Annotated in this window: 20 protein-coding genes; 7 read left to right on the plus strand and 13 right to left on the minus strand. The window is 63.0% G+C overall.

Annotation, left to right across the window (positions count from 1 at the left end; translation table 11 throughout):
* The first annotated feature begins 41 nt into the window (after window positions 1–41).
* Both dxs and AD666_RS11740 read left to right on the plus strand, forming a co-directional pair.
* On the plus strand, window positions 42–1,940 hold the full coding sequence (dxs, locus tag AD666_RS11735; protein ID WP_053151881.1) for a 1-deoxy-D-xylulose-5-phosphate synthase: 1,899 nt from the start codon (window positions 42–44) through the stop codon (window positions 1,938–1,940).
* A 149-nt stretch (window positions 1,941–2,089) separates the two neighbouring features.
* Window positions 2,090–3,970: a TonB-dependent receptor domain-containing protein gene (locus AD666_RS11740; protein ID WP_053151883.1), complete on the plus strand. Its 1,881-nt coding sequence runs from the start codon at window positions 2,090–2,092 to the stop codon at window positions 3,968–3,970.
* A 124-nt stretch (window positions 3,971–4,094) separates the two neighbouring features.
* On the opposite strand, the gene AD666_RS11745 is transcribed toward AD666_RS11740, so the two are convergent.
* The 12 genes from AD666_RS11745 to nrdR all read right to left on the minus strand — a co-directional run bounded on the left by AD666_RS11745 (window position 4,095) and on the right by nrdR (window position 12,838).
* Window positions 4,095–4,880 (minus strand): cobalamin-binding protein, encoded by a 786-nt coding sequence (locus tag AD666_RS11745; protein WP_053151886.1) that lies wholly within the window; start codon window positions 4,878–4,880, stop codon window positions 4,095–4,097.
* The gene (locus tag AD666_RS11750; RefSeq protein ID WP_053151887.1) at window positions 4,880–5,299 is read right to left on the minus strand and encodes a hypothetical protein; all 420 of its coding nucleotides are present in this window, start codon (window positions 5,297–5,299) and stop codon (window positions 4,880–4,882) included. Before AD666_RS11750 ends, AD666_RS11745 begins: the two co-directional genes overlap by 1 nt.
* Window positions 5,296–5,913 carry a GTP cyclohydrolase II gene (gene ribA, locus AD666_RS11755; protein ID WP_053151889.1) on the minus strand — a complete coding sequence of 206 codons (618 nt, stop codon included), beginning with the start codon at window positions 5,911–5,913 and terminating at the stop codon, window positions 5,296–5,298. The genes AD666_RS11750 and ribA overlap by 4 nt, the downstream gene beginning before the upstream one ends.
* A gap of 109 nt (window positions 5,914–6,022) precedes the next feature.
* The gene (locus tag AD666_RS11760; protein ID WP_053151891.1) at window positions 6,023–6,781 is read right to left on the minus strand and encodes an ABC transporter substrate-binding protein; all 759 of its coding nucleotides are present in this window, start codon (window positions 6,779–6,781) and stop codon (window positions 6,023–6,025) included.
* Between the two features lie 11 nt (window positions 6,782–6,792).
* Complete coding sequence (locus AD666_RS11765; protein ID WP_053151893.1) at window positions 6,793–7,296, minus strand: phosphatidylglycerophosphatase A; 504 nt, start codon at window positions 7,294–7,296, stop codon at window positions 6,793–6,795.
* On the minus strand, window positions 7,293–8,258 hold the full coding sequence (gene thiL, locus AD666_RS11770; RefSeq protein ID WP_053151896.1) for a thiamine-phosphate kinase: 966 nt from the start codon (window positions 8,256–8,258) through the stop codon (window positions 7,293–7,295). Before thiL ends, AD666_RS11765 begins: the two co-directional genes overlap by 4 nt.
* A complete protein-coding gene (nusB, locus tag AD666_RS11775; protein ID WP_053151898.1) occupies window positions 8,259–8,759 on the minus strand; it encodes a transcription antitermination factor NusB in 501 nt (166 codons plus the stop codon).
* Window positions 8,756–9,232: a 6,7-dimethyl-8-ribityllumazine synthase gene (ribE, locus tag AD666_RS11780; protein WP_030140459.1), complete on the minus strand. Its 477-nt coding sequence runs from the start codon at window positions 9,230–9,232 to the stop codon at window positions 8,756–8,758. Before ribE ends, nusB begins: the two co-directional genes overlap by 4 nt.
* Before the next feature lie 191 nt (window positions 9,233–9,423).
* Entirely contained in the window at window positions 9,424–10,515 is a 1,092-nt protein-coding gene (gene ribBA / locus AD666_RS11785) for a bifunctional 3,4-dihydroxy-2-butanone-4-phosphate synthase/GTP cyclohydrolase II (RefSeq protein ID WP_053151899.1), read from the minus strand.
* Window positions 10,516–10,531: 16 nt separating this feature from the next.
* Window positions 10,532–11,197 (minus strand): riboflavin synthase, encoded by a 666-nt coding sequence (locus AD666_RS11790; protein WP_053151900.1) that lies wholly within the window; start codon window positions 11,195–11,197, stop codon window positions 10,532–10,534.
* A gap of 46 nt (window positions 11,198–11,243) precedes the next feature.
* Window positions 11,244–12,377 (minus strand): bifunctional diaminohydroxyphosphoribosylaminopyrimidine deaminase/5-amino-6-(5-phosphoribosylamino)uracil reductase RibD, encoded by a 1,134-nt coding sequence (gene ribD, locus AD666_RS11795; protein WP_053151902.1) that lies wholly within the window; start codon window positions 12,375–12,377, stop codon window positions 11,244–11,246.
* Window positions 12,374–12,838, minus strand: a complete 465-nt coding sequence (gene nrdR, locus AD666_RS11800; RefSeq protein WP_024778359.1) for a transcriptional regulator NrdR — start codon at window positions 12,836–12,838, stop codon at window positions 12,374–12,376. Before nrdR ends, ribD begins: the two co-directional genes overlap by 4 nt.
* Before the next feature lie 127 nt (window positions 12,839–12,965).
* Here nrdR and AD666_RS11805 point away from each other — a divergent pair, with 127 nt between their 5' ends.
* The 3 genes from AD666_RS11805 (at window position 12,966) to trxA (ending at window position 15,051) form a co-directional block, all read left to right on the plus strand.
* Window positions 12,966–13,430 (plus strand): YbaY family lipoprotein, encoded by a 465-nt coding sequence (locus AD666_RS11805; protein ID WP_053151974.1) that lies wholly within the window; start codon window positions 12,966–12,968, stop codon window positions 13,428–13,430.
* Window positions 13,427–14,080 (plus strand): methyltransferase, encoded by a 654-nt coding sequence (locus tag AD666_RS11810; RefSeq protein ID WP_053151904.1) that lies wholly within the window; start codon window positions 13,427–13,429, stop codon window positions 14,078–14,080. The genes AD666_RS11805 and AD666_RS11810 overlap by 4 nt, the downstream gene beginning before the upstream one ends.
* Before the next feature lie 98 nt (window positions 14,081–14,178).
* Entirely contained in the window at window positions 14,179–15,051 is an 873-nt protein-coding gene (gene trxA / locus AD666_RS11815) for a thioredoxin (protein ID WP_053151906.1), read from the plus strand.
* On the opposite strand, the gene AD666_RS11820 is transcribed toward trxA, so the two are convergent.
* A complete protein-coding gene (locus AD666_RS11820) occupies window positions 15,048–15,392 on the minus strand; it encodes a hypothetical protein (RefSeq protein ID WP_053151908.1) in 345 nt (114 codons plus the stop codon). The genes trxA and AD666_RS11820 overlap by 4 nt on opposite strands.
* A gap of 132 nt (window positions 15,393–15,524) precedes the next feature.
* Here AD666_RS11820 and AD666_RS11825 point away from each other — a divergent pair, with 132 nt between their 5' ends.
* Together AD666_RS11825 and AD666_RS11830 are read left to right on the plus strand one after the other, a co-directional pair.
* Complete coding sequence (locus AD666_RS11825; protein WP_053151910.1) at window positions 15,525–16,103, plus strand: DUF2796 domain-containing protein; 579 nt, start codon at window positions 15,525–15,527, stop codon at window positions 16,101–16,103.
* A gap of 161 nt (window positions 16,104–16,264) precedes the next feature.
* Window positions 16,265–16,975 carry an ABC transporter ATP-binding protein gene (locus AD666_RS11830; protein WP_053151976.1) on the plus strand — a complete coding sequence of 237 codons (711 nt, stop codon included), beginning with the start codon at window positions 16,265–16,267 and terminating at the stop codon, window positions 16,973–16,975.

The raw sequence follows: 16,975 nt of genomic DNA on the forward strand, positions 1-16,975 counted from the left end.
GTAAACTGCCGCCTCTTTCTATACCTATAACGATTCGCCTGATGCCCACGACGTTTCAAGAGATTCCCCGCAAACGCCCGACCACGCCCCTGCTGGACCGCGCCAACACGCCGGACGGCCTGCGTCGGTTAGGTGAAGCCGAGCTGGAAACCCTGGCCGATGAGCTGCGCCTGGAACTGCTCTACACGGTCGGCCAGACCGGTGGGCACTTCGGTGCCGGCCTGGGCGTCATCGAACTGACCATCGCGCTGCATTACGTATTCGACACTCCGGACGACCGGCTGGTGTGGGACGTCGGCCATCAGGCCTACCCGCACAAGATTCTCACCGGTCGTCGCGAGCGCATGAACACCTTGCGCCAGAAAGGCGGCATCGCGGCATTCCCGCGACGCTCCGAGAGCGAATACGACACCTTCGGCGTTGGCCATTCCAGCACGTCCATCAGTGCCGCTCTGGGCATGGCGATTGCCGCCCGGTTGCAGAACAGCGAGCGCAAGGCGATTGCCGTGATCGGTGACGGCGCGCTGACGGCCGGCATGGCCTTCGAGGCGCTGAACCACGCGCCGGAAGTCGACGCCAACATGCTGGTGATCCTCAACGACAACGACATGTCGATCTCGCGCAACGTTGGTGGTTTGTCCAATTATCTGGCGAAAATACTCTCCAGCCGCACCTATGCGAGCATGCGCGAAGGCAGCAAGAAGGTCCTGTCGCGCCTGCCCGGCGCCTGGGAAATAGCCCGTCGCACCGAGGAGTATGCCAAGGGCATGCTGGTGCCCGGCACACTGTTCGAAGAGCTGGGCTGGAATTACATCGGCCCCATCGACGGCCACGACCTGCCCACGCTGATCGCCACCCTGCGCAACATGCGTGATCTCAAGGGACCGCAGTTCCTGCACGTGGTCACCAAGAAAGGCAAAGGCTTCGCCCCGGCGGAAGTCGACCCCATCGGCTACCACGCCATCACCAAGCTGGAACCGCTGGACGCCCCTGCCGCCGCGCCGAAAAAGGCCGGTGGCCCGAAATATTCCGGTGTGTTCGGCCAGTGGCTGTGCGACATGGCCGCCGCCGACGAGCGCCTGGTGGGCATCACCCCGGCGATGAAGGAAGGTTCGGACCTGGTGGCCTTCAGCGAACGCTACCCACAGCGCTACTTCGACGTGGCGATTGCCGAGCAGCACGCCGTGACCCTCGCCGCCGGCATGGCCTGCGAAGGCGCCAAGCCCGTGGTGGCGATCTATTCCACCTTCCTGCAGCGCGGCTACGATCAGTTGGTCCATGACGTGGCGGTGCAGAACCTCGACGTGCTGTTCGCCATCGACCGCGCCGGCCTGGTGGGCGAAGACGGCCCGACCCATGCCGGCAGCTTCGATCTTTCGTTCCTGCGTTGCATCCCGGGCATGCTGGTGATGACCCCGAGCGACGAAAACGAACTGCGCAAGATGCTCACCACGGGTCACTTGTTCAACGGCCCCGCTGCCGTGCGCTACCCACGCGGCAGCGGCCCGAACGCGACCATCGATCCTGGCCTGGAGCCGATCGAGATCGGCAAGGGTGTAATCCGCCGCCGAGGCAAGCAGACCGCCCTGCTGGTGTTCGGCGTGCAACTGGCCGAAGCCCTGAAAGTCGCCGAAACCCTGGATGCCACCGTGGTGGACATGCGTTTCGTCAAACCTCTGGATGAAGCCATGGTGCGCGAGATGGCCGGCAGCCATGAACTGCTGGTGACCATCGAGGAAAACGCCATCATGGGCGGCGCCGGCGCGGCGGTCAGCGAATACCTGGCCCGGGAGAACATCCTCAAGCCGGTGCTGCACCTGGGCCTGCCGGACATCTACGTCGAGCATGCCAAGCCTGCACAGATGCTGGCTGAATGCGGGCTGGATGAAGCCGGGATCGAAGCGTCGGTGCGCCAGCGGTTGCAGCTGCTGGGCCGGTAATTTTCAAAACGACGCGGGCCTCTTGTGGGAGCGGGCTTGCTCGCGAAAGCGGTATATCAGTCAAATTCATGTCGACTGATATACCGCTTTCGCGAGCAAGCCCGCTCCCACACTGGTTATGTGTGCAGCCGATTTTTTGCGGAACACCTATGAAACTGCGAGCTATCCTCGCCCTTTCCCTACTGCCGACCACAGCACTGCTGGCCGACACCTTCGAGCGCGATCAGGCATTGAAGCTGCCGGACGTGGTGATCAGCGCCAACCGCCAGGTGGAGGCACGCAACGACAGCAGCGCGGCCAACACTGTGTTCACCCGCGATGACATTGATCGGCTGCAACCCAACAGCGTCACCGATCTGCTCAGCCGCGTACCGGGGGTACAGGTAGCCCCGCTGGGCGGGCGCGGCAGTTTGCCGGGGATTTATATTCGCGGCACCAAATCGGCCCAGAGCCTGGTGCTGGTGGACGGCCAGCGCATCGGCAACGCCACATCCGGCGACAGCAACCTGCAACGCCTGAACATCAACCAGATCGAACGGGTCGAAGTGCTGCGCGGTTCGCGCTCGGTGATCTACGGTGCCGACGCGGTGGGCGGTGTGATTCAGATCTTCACCCGGCGTGGCAATGCGTCCGGCCTGCAACCACGCCTGCACCTGGGGTTCGGCAGTCACCAGACCTGGGAGCGTAGCCTGGGTCTGTCCGGCGGCGACGAGCAAACCCGCTTCAACCTGGGTGCCAGCCTGGACGACAGCGCCGGGACCAATCGCACCCACGAGTCCTACGCCAGCGACCGGGACGACGATGCCAATCGCAACCGATCCTTGAGTTTGAGCCTGAGCCACATCGTCAACGATGATCTGGAAATCGGCCTCAACCTGCTGGATAACCGCGGCAAAAGCGAATACGACAATCCGTTCGGCCGCTTCGACCCGAACACCTTCGAATCGCTGCCCCAGCAACCCTACAGTGATTTTGCGGTCAGCAGTTTCAGCACCTATATCGACGGACGGATCAACGACGCCTGGACATCGCGCCTCGAACTGGCCCACAGCGAAAATCGCGAGAAAACCTTCGACAAGCTCAGCGATGTCCGGGAAGTGTTCAACACCTACCGCGATTCCGTCACCTGGCAGAACGACGTGACGCTGAATGCTCGCAACAGCCTGATCCTGGGAGGCGATGCATACCAGGACCGGGTCAACAGCAGCACACCGTTCGACGAGGACAGTCGCTGGAATCGCGCAGCGTTCATCCAGCATCGTTTCCAGGGGGACACTTTCTCCACCGAGTTGGGCCTGCGCCGCGACCAGAACCAGCAGTTCGGCGGCCAGAACAGCTGGAGCGGCACGCTCACGCTACCGATGAACCCGGACAACGATCTGTTGCTGACCTACAGCGAGAGCTTCCGCGCACCGACCTTCAACGACCTCTACTACCCGGACTTCAGCAACCCGAACCTGACGCCCGAAACCGCCAGGAGCTACGAGCTGCAATGGCGCAGCCAACTGAACGACAGTGCCCGCCTCGAAGCTTCGCTGTACCGCACCGACCTTGAAGACGCGATTATCTTCGGCAGTAATTCCCGCCCGCAGAACGTTGCGTCGGCGCGGATCAACGGTTTCGAGGCAGCCCTCAGGCAGGAGCTGTTCGGCTGGCAAGGCAACCTGGGCCTGGCCATTATCGACCCGAGGGACCGTGACAGCGGCCACACCCTCGCCCGCCGCGCCCGCCGGACGTTGAGCCTGGACCTGGACCGGCAGTTCGACCGATTGGGCCTGGGTGCCACCTGGCAAGCGGTGAGCGGCAGTTATGACGACGAGAACAACCGCAATGCCCTGGGCGGCTATGCCTTGCTCGGCTTGCGCGGCAGTTGGGCGCTGACATCGGAAGTGAAGCTGGAGATGAAGGTGGATAACCTGTTGGACAAGGGTTACAGCCGCGCGCTGTATAGCCATGACGGAGCGCAATATGGCTATCGTGAGGAGGGGCGAAGCTGGCTGTTCGGGGTGACCTGGACACCGGTTTTCTGATCCCGCTGCGATGGTGTCTGGACTGTCCTCTTCGCGAGCAAGCCCGCTCCCACATTCGCTCGGGTTGTTCGGCTGAACGCGGTCCCTGTGGGAGCGGGCTTGCTCGCGAAACAGGCGACGCGGTTTATCTGTCAGGCGCAATCAACCCGCACAACCGCTCCGTCGCCTTGATCATCTGTCCACTGGGCCGCTCCAGCCCTTTGTCACTCACTAGCAACAATCGCCCCTGCGCCACTGGCCAGGCTTTCCAGGCATCGAGCTGTGCCTGCTCAGTGGCCAGGATAATCCGTGGGTTGCGTTGCAGCACCGATTCCACGCTCACCTGCGGCGCCGGCAGGCTCAGGTCCGCAAAGACATTACGCGCACCGCATGTTGCCAGGGCATCGCTGATGATCTGCCCGCCGCCGACGGTGTACAGCGGCCGGTCCCAGACCTGATAGAACACCGGCAACGGCACGTCGCGGCGATAGCGTTGGCGCAACGCTTCGAGATGCCCGCGCAACTGCGCCGCCCTGCGCACGCCTCGCTCAGGGCGACCAAGCCGAATGGCGATGTCTTCGATTTGGTTGATGAGCTGGTCGAGGCTGTGGGGCTCGGCCACGTAGACCGGGACGCCCAGGCGCTTGAGTTGGTCGCGCTGGGCCTTGCCCACACTACCGGGCCAGAGCAGGAGCAGGTCAGGCTTCAGACTGAGCAAACGCTCCATGTCCAACTGCCCGTAGCGGCCTACGGAGGGCAGCTTCTCGAGTGCCGAAGGACGGTCGCCGCCATCCAGCACACCTACCAGCAGGTCGGCGGAGTCCAGTTCAACGACGATTTCGGAAAGCGACGGGGCCAGGCTGACGACCCGCTGGGCCGCGGAGGTCGAGGCGCTGACGGCCAGCAGCAGAAGCACCAGCCATCGTTTCATCAACCGAGCTGGCGCGGCAGGCGATACAGGTAGAACAACACGGCGGAGGACAAGGCCAGCAACATCAGCGGCACGGCTTCCAGGCCCACGAACACCGCCAGGGCACCGATCCAGGCCGGTAACCCGGCAGCCAGAAAAGCGGCCCGACGACGCGCCGCCAGCTCGATCCAGGCCTGAGGTTCTTCGGGAGTGTCGAGGGCCTTCTGAGTGGCAATCAAGGCGAGTTTATAAGCGCCGAAGAATCGCAGGCTGACAAACATCGAGGCCATGCCGGCGATGAACAACGGCATCGCCAGCATTGGCAGAATCGCCTCGCCCTGGCCGAACACCGCGTTGATCACAAACAGCGGCAGCAACGCCAACGCCAGGTATTTCCACCAACTGATAGACAGCCGCCGCCGGACTTGACCCCGCGTCACGCCCGGTCGACCTCGCCCTGGTGCTCGTTGCCCATCATGTGGTCGAGCTTGCTGGCCTTGGTCGCCAGGTAGAGTTTGTTGTGAGGGTTATGGCCCGTGTGCAGCGGCACACGCTCGGCAACGACGATGCCCATGTCGGTCAACGCCTTGACCTTGCGCGGATTGTTGGTCATCAACCGCAAGGATTTGACACCCAGGTGCTGGAGCATGGGCAGGCAGATGCTGTAGTCCCGCAAGTCGGCGGCGAACCCGAGGCGTTCGTTGGCTTCCACGGTATCGGCGCCGCCATCCTGCAATTCGTAAGCGCGGATCTTGTTCAACAGGCCAATGCCGCGCCCTTCCTGGCGCAGATACAGCAGCACGCCACGGCCTTCGCGGGCGATGGCCTGCAGCGCGGCTTCAAGTTGCGAGCCGCAGTCGCAGCGCTGACTGAACAGGGCATCGCCCGTCAGGCATTCGGAGTGAAGGCGACCGAGCACCGGGGCGCCATCGGCAACGTCACCCAGGCTCAGCACGACATGCTCGCGGCCGGTGGCTTCGTCAAGAAAACCATGCATGGTGAATTGCGCAAAGGGCGTTGGCAGCTTGGAAGCGGCAACAAAAACGACAGGCACCGGTGTGCTCCTGATCTAGTACTGGAGTTTCGCAGAGGGGGGCATTGTAACAGCAGCTTCCGATGGACGCTTAGGCTGAATTATCGGCCATTACCATCGAAAAGTTTGATTACGGCTTCGGCGGCTTGCCATGTTCGTCGAAAGGATACGGTTGTTTCCAGCGCTCGAAAATCGGTTTCAGCTCGCCGCTCTTTACCAGGATCTCCATGCGCTTATCGAACAGCTCGAGCAATGCCCTTCCGTTGGCGGTGTTGGCGAAGCCCAGATAGAGCGGCAGATTGATCAGCGGCGTGAGCCTGTACTGTCGCGGATTGTCGGCCTTGGAAAGTACGTCCTGGATTTCCATCAACGCATCGATATAAAAATCGGCGCGATCATGGGCCAGCATTGGCAGAATACCTACAGCGCGATGAATTTCATTGAAGCGCCGGATATTGGGAAGGTAGTTGTTGTATTCGTAGCCGCGCATCCAGATCAGCCGATAATTACCCAGCGTCGCCAGGGTGGGGGCCGGTTTGGAAGCCAGACCCAGGGCATAGATGTGGTCGATGTCGTAGTGCCATTGAGGGTAGAGCACGCCTTCGGTTTCGTCGCGATAGGCACCGACCTGGACGTCGACCTCACCGCGCTGCACCAGCCCGGTCGAGCGGGTGTAGGGCACGCTGCGGATCTCGAGCCTGACGCCGGCAGGTTCGAACACCGCACGCAAGATGTCCCAGCCCATGCCCTGGCCATCGGCCTGGGTGTAATCGGCCCACTCTTCGCTGGCGGCGCGGACTTTGCCGGGAAGGGGTGTCGGCTCCGCCGCCAGAGCACCGAGGCAGGTCCCTAGACACAGCAACAGCAACAGCGCTCGGCTTACGCCCATGCCCGCATCCCTCAGGTAAAACACCACACCAGTCCTTGCATTGCCAGCCAGGCAAAGACCCCGGCCAGTATATCGTCGAGCATGATGCCGACACCCCCGTGCACATGTCGGTCGATCCAGCGGATCGGCCAGGGCTTGAGAATATCGAAGAAGCGGAACACCACAAAACCCGTCAGCAGCCAGTACCAGCCTTCCGGCACCAGCCACAGGGTGATCCACATCCCGACCATTTCGTCCCAGACGATACCTTCGTGATCGTGCACCCGCAGGTCATCCGCCACTTTGCCACACAGCCAGAAGCCGAACAGCATGGTGATGCCCAGCGCGAGCCAATAGCCCCAGTCCGGCAACATCTGCCACAACGGTATGAAGGGTAGCGCAACCAGCGAGCCCCAGGTGCCCGGCGCCTTGGGTAAAGTACCCGAACCGAAGCCAAACGCCATGAAATGCCAGGGATTGCGCCAGACCGAGGGGGGTACGAATTCAGCCGGGACCTGGTTGGGATGATCTGTCACGGTGTCTCCCGAAAATGTTGATAACCCCGGATTTGCGGGGTGATGTCGCGCCCGTCGGCGTCGACCAGGCGCACGCCCTGCCCCGCTTCGGCACGGCCGATCACATGGATGGGCCAACCCTGGGCCTGTAATGCCGACAATCGGACAGACGGCACGGTAAAGAGCAATACGTAGTCGTCTCCGCCACTCAGCGCGGCCTGCTCGGCGGCCGGCCGGCCAAGAAACGCCAGCAATGCGTTGGACAGCGGCAGCCGGTCCCGTTCAATCCGAAGTGCCACGCCGGACGCCACCGCAATATGCCCACAGTCGGCCAACAGGCCATCGGAAATATCCATGGCGGCACTGGCCATGCCCCTTAGCGCCAGGCCCAGGCCAATCTGCGGTTGCGGCGACCAGTAGTGGGCCAGCAGCGGCTCGGCGATCGAGGGTTCGGCTTCGCGTTGGCCAAGCACCAGCGGCAATGCCCCGGCCGCATTGCCCAGCTCGCCACCGACACACAGCCAGTCGCCGGGTTGCGCGCCACTTCGAGTCAGAGCCTGGCCGGTCGGCACGCGGCCGAACACGGTCATGGTCAGGCTCAGCGGCCCACGGGTGGTGTCACCGCCCACCAGCGCGACGCCGCAAGCCTGGGCCATCTGGTTCAAGCCACGGGCATAGGCTTGCAGCCAGTCGGCGGTCACTGCGGGCAAGGTCAGGGCAAGGGTAAAGGCGACAGGAGTGGCGCCCATGGCAGCCAGGTCGCTGACTGCCACGGCCAGCGAACGCTGGCCTAGCAGGAACGGGTCGCAAGGGTCGGGAAAATGCACACCGGCCACGAGCGTGTCGGTGGACACCGCCAGCTGCTCCCCCGGGGGAACGGCCAGCAAGGCACAGTCGTCGCCGATCCCCAGCGCAACGCCCTCGCCACCCTGCGCGCAGGGCGCAGCGGCGAAGTAGCTGCGGATCAGCTCAAACTCACCCATTCAGCGCTTGAACGCCTTCACTTCAGCTTCGCGCAGGCGTGGGGCAAGCTTGTCGAGTACGCCGTTGACGAATTTGTGACCGTCAGTGGAGCCAAAGACTTTCGCCAGCTCGATCCCCTCGTTGATCACCACACGATACGGCACGTCGACCCGCTGCATCAGCTCCCAGGTGGACAAGCGCAACACGGCCAGCTCGACCGGGTCCAGCTCCTCGATGGTCAGGTCCAGGCATGGAGCCAGGGCCTTGTCGATCTCGGTCTTGTGTGCCGGGACCCCGTGGAGGATCTCGCGGAAATACGCACCGTCGACATCACTGAAGTCGTTATCGACCCGAAATTGCGCTTCGATCTCGTTCAGCGACTGCCTGGCCATGTGCCATTGATACAGTGCCTGGGTCGCGAGCTGACGGGCTTCGCGGCGCTTGGCGCTCTTCGAAGGCTTGCCGGCATCGGCCGGCTTGGGATCGCGTGGGTTGAAACGATCGCTTTCGTCGCTAATCACTTGGCCTCCAACTGCGCCAGCAGGCTGACCATTTCCAGGGCGGACAGGGCAGCTTCGGCGCCTTTGTTACCGGCCTTGGTGCCGGAACGTTCGATGGCTTGCTCGATGGAATCAACGGTCAGCACGCCGAAAGCGACCGGTACGCCGAACTCCATGGAGACCTGGGCCAGGCCCTTGGTGCACTCGCCAGCCACGTATTCGAAGTGCGGAGTACCGCCACGAATGACCGCGCCCAGGGCGATGATCGCTGCATATTCGCCCTTCTGAGCGACTTTCTGCGCAACCAGCGGAATTTCGAAGGCGCCAGGCGCACGGATGATAGTGATGTCGCTTTCGCTCACGCCATGGCGAACCAGGGCATCGACCGCACCGTCAACCAGGCTCTCGACCACGAAACTGTTGAAACGGCCCACTACCAGAGCGTAGCGGCCTTTGGGGGCGATGAAGGTACCTTCGATGGTCTTCAGGGTCATTCGTCAGATCTCTTAAAGAGCCGGAGCGCGTTTGGTACGCGTTCCTCAATGTTGTTGGGGCCAGAAGTCCCCTGTGGGAGCGGGCTTGCTCGCGAAAGCGGTGTATCAGTCAACATCGATGCTGGATGTTCCATCGCCTTCGCGAGCAAGCCCGCTCCCACAAGGGGGACCTCCTTAATTGAACAGGGTCATTATTCGGAGGGCACGTATTCTACAACTTCCAGATCGAAACCGGATATCGCATTGAATTTCATCGGTGCACTCATCAGGCGCATTTTACGCACGCCCAGGTCGCGAAGAATCTGCGAACCGGCGCCGACGATGCTGTAGGTGGTCGGTTTTTTCACGGCGGTCTGATCAGCGGTTTCACGGATGTGCGCCAGCAGCACGTCACCGTCGAGGGGGTGTCCGAGCAGCAGCACCACGCCGCTGCCGGCCTCGGCCACGGCGGCCATGGCAGCGCGCAGGCTCCAGCGGCCGGGCTGTTTGACCATCAGCAGGTCGCGCAGCGGGTCCATATTATGTACACGTACCAGGGTCGGCTCTTCGGCGCATACGGTGCCCAGGGTCAACGCCATGTGCACGTCGCCTTCCACCGAATCACGGTAGGTCACCAGGTTGAACTGGCCCAATTCACTGTCCAACGGCTGCTCGGCAATCCGCTGAACGGTACGCTCGTGGATCATCCGGTAGTGGATCAGGTCGGCGATGGTGCCGATCTTGATGTTGTGTTCGGCGGCGAAGGCCTCCAGTTCCGCGCGACGGGACATGGTGCCGTCGTCGTTCATCACTTCGCAGATTACGCCGGCGGGTTCGAAACCGGCCATGCGCGCCAGGTCGCACGCCGCTTCGGTGTGGCCGGCACGGGCCAGGGTGCCGCCGGCCTGGGCCATCAGCGGGAAAATGTGGCCGGGGCTGACGATGTCTTCGGCCTTGGCGTCCCTGGCGGCAGCGGCCTGCACGGTACGCGCCCGGTCAGCGGCGGAGATACCGGTGGTCACGCCCTCGGCGGCCTCGATGGACACGGTGAACTTGGTACCGAAGCCGGAACCGTTGCGCGGCGCCATCAGCGGCAGCTTCAGCAGTTCGCAACGCTCCCGGGTCATGGGCATGCAGATCAAGCCACGGGCGTGTTTGGCCATGAAGTTGATGTGTTCGGCCTTGCAGCACTCGGCGGCCATGATCAGGTCGCCTTCGTTCTCGCGGTCTTCGTCATCCATGAGGATGACCATCTTGCCTTGGCGGATGTCTTCAACCAGTTCTTCGATGCTATTGAGCGCCACGCGGCACCCCCTTGGGTCAGGATTTGAGGTAGCCGTTGGCGGCCAGAAAGCTTTCAGTGATGTTGCTGCCGGATGTCGGCTCCGCGGCCTTTTCACCCAGCAGCAGACGCTCCAGGTAACGGGCCAGCAGGTCGACTTCCAGGTTGACCCGACGACCCGGCCGGTACGAGGCCATGATGGTTTCGCTCAGAGTGTGAGGAATGATCGTCAGCAGGAACTCGGCGCCATCCACCGCGTTGACCGTCAGGCTGGTGCCGTCGACGGTGATCGAGCCTTTGTGGGCAATGTATTTGGCGAGCGCTTTCGGGGCGCGGATCCGAAACTCCACGGCCCGTGCATTATCGGTACGGGAAACCACTTCGCCGACGCCGTCCACGTGGCCGCTGACCAGATGCCCGCCCAGCCGGGTGGTGGGGGTCAGGGCTTTCTCCAGGTTGACCGGGCTGCCGCTCTTGAGGTCGTTCATGGCGGTGCAGTCGAGGGTTTCGCGGCTGACATCGGCCATGAAACCATTGCCCGGCAGTTCCACGGCGGTCAGACACACGCCGTTCACGGCGATGCTGTCGCCCAGTTTGACGTCGCTCAGGTCGAGCTTGCCGGTTTCGACGTAGACCCGTACATCACCGCCCTTGGGGGTGAGTGCGCGGATGCTGCCGATGGATTCGATGATGCCGGTAAACATGGAGTCCTCCTCGAGAACGGGCCGCCGCAGGAGCGAAGGCCGGGAATTATACGCTGGCCGGCGGGACGGGAACGGCAATGACTCGCCAGTCATCGCCCACGGCGCGGATTTCGGTGATTTTCAGTTCCGGGGCGTCCTTCATGTACGCCAGCGGCCAATCGAGCAATGGCCGCGCCGAAGAGCCCAGGAACCTGCCAGCGATGAAAATCTGGAACTCATCCACCAACCCTTGCCGGGCAAAGGCCCCCGCCAGGCGTGGACCGGCTTCCACCAGCACTTCATTGACGCCACGGGCAGCCAACTCCAGCAACAGGCGATGCAGATCGACCTGACCGTCATCCCCCGCCAAGATCATGCATTCAGGGCCGTTGGCATACTGTTCTTCCACCGCCATGCAAGTAGCGACCAGCGCCGGGCCGGCCTTGAAGAACGGCGCGTCCAGCGGCACCCGCAGGCGTCCATCCACCAGCACCCGCAGCGGTGGGCGACTCATGGCCAGCGCGGTTTGCTCCGGGTCCAGCCCCAATTCCTCGGCCCGCACGGTCAGTCGGGCGTTGTCCGCCAACACCGTGTCGGCGCCGGTCAGCACCACGCTGGCCTGGGCCCGCAGCCGCTGCACCGCCGAGCGCGCGGCCGGGCCGGTGATCCATTGGCTTTCGCCACTTTCCATGGCGGTGCGGCCATCGAGGCTCATGGCAAGCTTGACCCGCACGAACGGCAGGCCGTGTTCCATGCGCTTGAGGAAACCTTCGTTGAGCTTGCGCGCCTCGCCCTCCAGCACGCCGCTCTGGGTGGCGATGCCGGCCTGGGCCAGCCGCTGCAGGCCGCGACCGGCGACTTCCGGGTTCGGGTCCTGCATCGCCGCGACCACACGGGCCACGCCGGCATTGACCAACGCATCGGCGCAGGGCGGCGTGCGCCCGTGATGGCTGCAAGGTTCCAGCGTCACGTAGGCCGTGGCGCCCCGGGCCAGCTCACCGGCGGCGCGCAAGGCATGAACTTCGGCATGGGGTTCGCCGGCACGGATATGCCAGCCTTCGCCGACAATCTGCCCGTCGCGCACGATCACACAGCCCACCCGGGGATTGGGATGGGTGGTGTAATGACCACGTCGCGCCAGTTCCAGGGCACGGGCCATATAGTGGGCGTCGAGGACGGCCTGCTGCGCCGGGGCGGTCATTCTTTCACCGGCTCGCGGGCCAGGCGGTCGATTTCCTCGCGGAACTCATTCAAGTCCTGGAAGCGACGGTACACCGAGGCAAAACGGATGTAGGCGACTTCATCGAGCTTCTGCAGCTCGGCCATCACCAGCTCACCGACGACCAGGGATTTGACCTCCCGCTCGCCAGTGGCCCGCAGCTTATGCTTGATGTGCACCAGCGCCGCTTCCAGGCGCTCGACGCTCACCGGGCGTTTTTCCAGGGCGCGCTGCATGCCGGCGCGCAATTTGTCTTCGTCGAACGGCTGGCGGCTGCCGTCGGTTTTGATCAGGCGCGGCAACACCAGCTCAGCGGTCTCGAACGTGGTGAAACGTTCGCCGCAGGCCAAGCATTCGCGGCGACGGCGAACCTGTTCGCCCTCGGCGACCAGTCGCGAGTCGATGACTTTGGTGTCGTTGGCACCGCAGAAGGGACAGTGCATGGTGGCAGGCAACAAAAAATGGGAGGGCCATGGTAGCGCATCCCACTGGCAAGACAAGCCATAGAGTTTACGGTATACAGACGGGCTTACTGCCAGATCCATGGAATTCACCTTGCTGGAGCCACACATGCCGCTAAGATCACTCGTTTTGCTCAGTTTTTTCAGCCTGCTGATGGCGTGCAGCAGCGACGCCCCCAAACCTGCAGCCCCCGCACCAGCACCAGCGCCGAAACAGGCTCAGGAAAAAGCCCGCCAAGCCACCGAACTGGGGCCGTTGCCGGCCTATCAACGAGAATTGAGCGGCACGCTGCAAGGCGTGCCGGCCGGGGCCGAAGTCGAACTGGCGCTGCTGGTGATCGACGATAAGGACCGTCCCCAGCAATTGCTCGCCAGTTCCAGCCTGATCGGCACCAACCAGGCCCTGCCCTTCCGCCTGCGCTTCAACCCGGACGCCTTCCCGGTTGGCGCTCGCGTGGAACTGCGCGGTCGTGCCAGCCAATCGGGCCAGTTGATCCTGCACCTGCCGGAGCAACGTATCAGCCAACCGACCACCCAGGCGCTGGGCGTGCTGCAGTTCGTCAAAGCACCATGAATGCACCGCAAGACTTGCAACAAGCACTGGGCGAGTTGCTGGGCGATGCGCGCCTGGTGGCCTGCCCGCTGCCCGACACAGACCTGAAACTGTGGTTGATCGACGGCGACAACATGGATCGCGCCTTCAGTCCGGAAGAAACCCGGCGCATTCTCCACGAGCCGCCCTACTGGAGCTTCTGCTGGGCCAGCGGCCTGGCGATGGCCCGCTATCTGGCCGAGCGACCTCAGTGGGTCGCGGGCAAGCGGGTACTGGATTTCGGTGCCGGCTCCGGCGTGGCGGGCATCGCAGCGATAAAGGCCGGGGCGCTGGAGGTGGTGGCCTGCGACCTCGATCCACTGGCAATCGCCGCATGCCGGGCCAATGCCGTCCTCAACGATGTTGAGTTGGGTTATTCGGTGGACTTCTTCGCCGAGGCCGACCGCTTTGATCTGATCCTGGTGGCCGATGTGCTCTACGACCGGGCCAACCTGCCGTTGCTCGATCAGTTTCTGAGTCGTGGCCGCGAGGCCCTGGTGGCCGACTCTCGGGTACGGGACTTCAAGCATTCGCTGTACCGGCGCATTGAATTGCTCGAAGCCATGACTCTGCCGGACCTGGCCGAGCCCGAGGAGTTTCGGCATGTGAGCCTGTATCACGCGCGGCGTTAGCTTCAAACAGCATCGCGAGCAGGCTCGCGAAGGTGGCCTACCAGACACTACAAGACCCCGCGTATAGTTGCCCCATCCGAGCGTTCTACGAGATTCCCATGACCCAGGACACCCCGTACATCTTCGACGCCACCACCGCCGATTTCGACCAGTCGGTGATCGCGAACTCCTTCCACGCACCGGTATTGGTGGATTTCTGGGCCGAGTGGTGCGCGCCGTGCAAGGCCCTGATGCCGATGCTGCAAGCCATTGCCCAGAGCTACCAGGGCAATCTGCTGCTGGCCAAGGTGAACTGCGACGTCGAGCAAGACATCGTCGCCCGCTTCGGCATCCGCAGCCTGCCCACTGTCGTACTGTTCAAGGACGGCCAGCCTGTCGACGGCTTTGCCGGCGCCCAGCCGGAGTCCGCCGTGCGTGCGATGCTCGAACCCCACGTACAGATGCCACCACCGGCCGCCGCCGATCCATTCGAACAGGCTCAGGCGCTGTTCGACGACGGTCGTTTCGCTGACGCCGAAGCGCTGCTCACGGCCTTGCTCGGCGAAGACAACACCAATGCCAAGGCGCTGATCCTGTATGCCCGCTGCCTGACCGAACGCGGTGAGTTGGCTGAAGCCCAGACCGTGCTCGATGCGGTGAAAAGCGATGAGCACAAGGCAGCACTGGCCGGGGCCAAGGCGCAGATTCAGTTCCTGGGCCTGGCGAAGAACCTGCCCGACGCCGCCGACCTCAAGGCACGCCTGGCAAAAGATCCGCAAGATGACGAAGCGGTGTACCAACTGGCAATCCAGCAACTGGCCCGCCAACAGTACGAACCGGCCCTCGACGCGTTGCTCAAACTGTTCATGCGTAACCGCAGCTACAACGAAGGTCTGCCCCACAAGACGCTGCTGCAAGTGTTCGAACTGTTGGGTAACGATCACCCGCTGGTAACGATTTATCGTCGCAAGCTGTTTGCGGCGTTGTATTAACCGACCCAGCTGTAGAGCGGCGTATCACCGCCACTCAGCACCTTGACCTCGGCGCAATGGCGCAAGCGCACCAGCAGGCGCTTGCCCGCCGAGGCGCTGCCGGTCAGACCTTCGAGCTGCTCCAACAGGTCCGGCCCGCTCAGTTGCCCGGCCTTGCGCAGCAGTTCCTTGGCGATTTGCCACAGGGCATCGTCCTGGTTCACCGGTTTGGCCACCGGCGTTGCGGTGCTGTCAGGCTTGACCGCTTGCAGTTGTGCGCCGAGCTGCACCCAGTCGCCTTCATCCATTTCGATCGACAAGTCCACCGGCCAATCGCCGACGGTTCCGCGTATGCGCAACATCACTGTGCTCCTGAAGATTTAATGTGCCCATGCTCCCATGGGCCTTGCGCGACGCCAAGCAGACGGTCAAACTCCTCACGTTTTCGTTATAAGATTACATAACAGAATATTCATGTTATCCGGAGACTCGTCATGCGCCGTCTGCTTCTCGCCCTGCCGTTCGCCCTGCTGCCCTTGGCTGCCGCTCATGCGGCTGTCGAGCACGATCATGACCATGATCATGAACACGGAAGCCTGGGTGCCCACGAACATGGTGTTGCCCGCCTCAACGCCTCTCTGGACGGTGAGACCCTGGAGCTGGAACTGGACAGCCCGGCCATGAACCTGGTGGGCTTCGAGCACGCCGCCACCAGCAACGCCGACAAGGCCAAGGTCGCTGCTGTCCGGGCGAAGCTGGAAAAGCCGGCGGCGCTGGTCATTCTCGCCGATGGCAAATGTTCCCTGGAGCAGCAAGAGCTGGAGAGTCCGTTGTTCGGCGACGAACCGGACCACGAAGACCACGCCGCAGATGGCGACGAGAATCACGAACACAGTGATATTCACGCCCACTACCAGTTCCGCTGTGTCGCGCCCGGTGCCTTGACGGAGCTGAACCTGGCGCCACTGTTCAAAGCCTTCCCGGCCACCCGGAAAATCCTGGTGCAACTGGTCGGGCCGAACGGCCAGCAAGGCGGGGAAGTGACGGCCGAGGCACCGGCCCTTAAATTTTAAGTACATCCCAATACCCATGTGGGAGCGAACCTGTGGGAGCAAAGCTTGCTCGCGATAGCGGTCCGATTGTCGACATCAAGGCTGAATGGACCGCCTCATCGCGAGCAAGCTTTGCTCCCACAGGCATTCCACAGGTGTTCAATGACTTTGAAACCACAATCATGACCCAAGCACTCATCGAACTGTCCGACCTGGTCTTCAGCTGGCCCGGACATCCGCCGTTGCTGGATATTCCGGCGTTTCGCCTGGAAGCCGGCGAAACCCTGTTTCTCAAGGGCCCGAGCGGCAGTGGCAAGACCACGCTGCTGGGCCTTCTGGGCGGCGTGCAGGTGCCGGATCGCGGCAGTATTCGTTTGCTCGACCACGAACTCGGCACACTGGGCGCGGGTAGCCGCGACCGCTTTCGGGTGGACCACACCGGCTACATCTTCCAGCAGTTCAACCTGCTGCCGTTTCTCTCGGTGCGCGAGAACGTCGAACTGCCCTGTCACTTTTCCAAACTACGGGCGCAACGGGCCACGCAACGCCACGGCAGTGTCGATCAGGCCGCCGCGACCTTGCTGGCCCACCTGGGCCTGACCGATCCGAACCTGCTCGGACGCCGCGCCGACTCGCTGTCCATCGGCCAACAACAACGGGTCGCCGCCGCACGGGCGTTGATCGGCCAGCCTGAACTGGTGATTGCCGACGAACCGACTTCGGCCCTGGACTACGACGCTCGGGAAAATTTCCTGCGGTTGTTGTTCGCCGAATGCCGCGAAGCCGGATCGAGCCTGCTGTTCGTCAGCCACGACCAGAGCCTGGCGCCATTGTTCGACCGCAACCTCTCGCTGGCCGATCTCAATCGCGCCGCCAAGCCACTCGAGGTCTGA

The organism is Pseudomonas sp. Pf153 (assembly GCF_001269775.1).
In the GTDB taxonomy this organism is placed as follows: domain Bacteria; phylum Pseudomonadota; class Gammaproteobacteria; order Pseudomonadales; family Pseudomonadaceae; genus Aquipseudomonas; species Aquipseudomonas uvaldensis.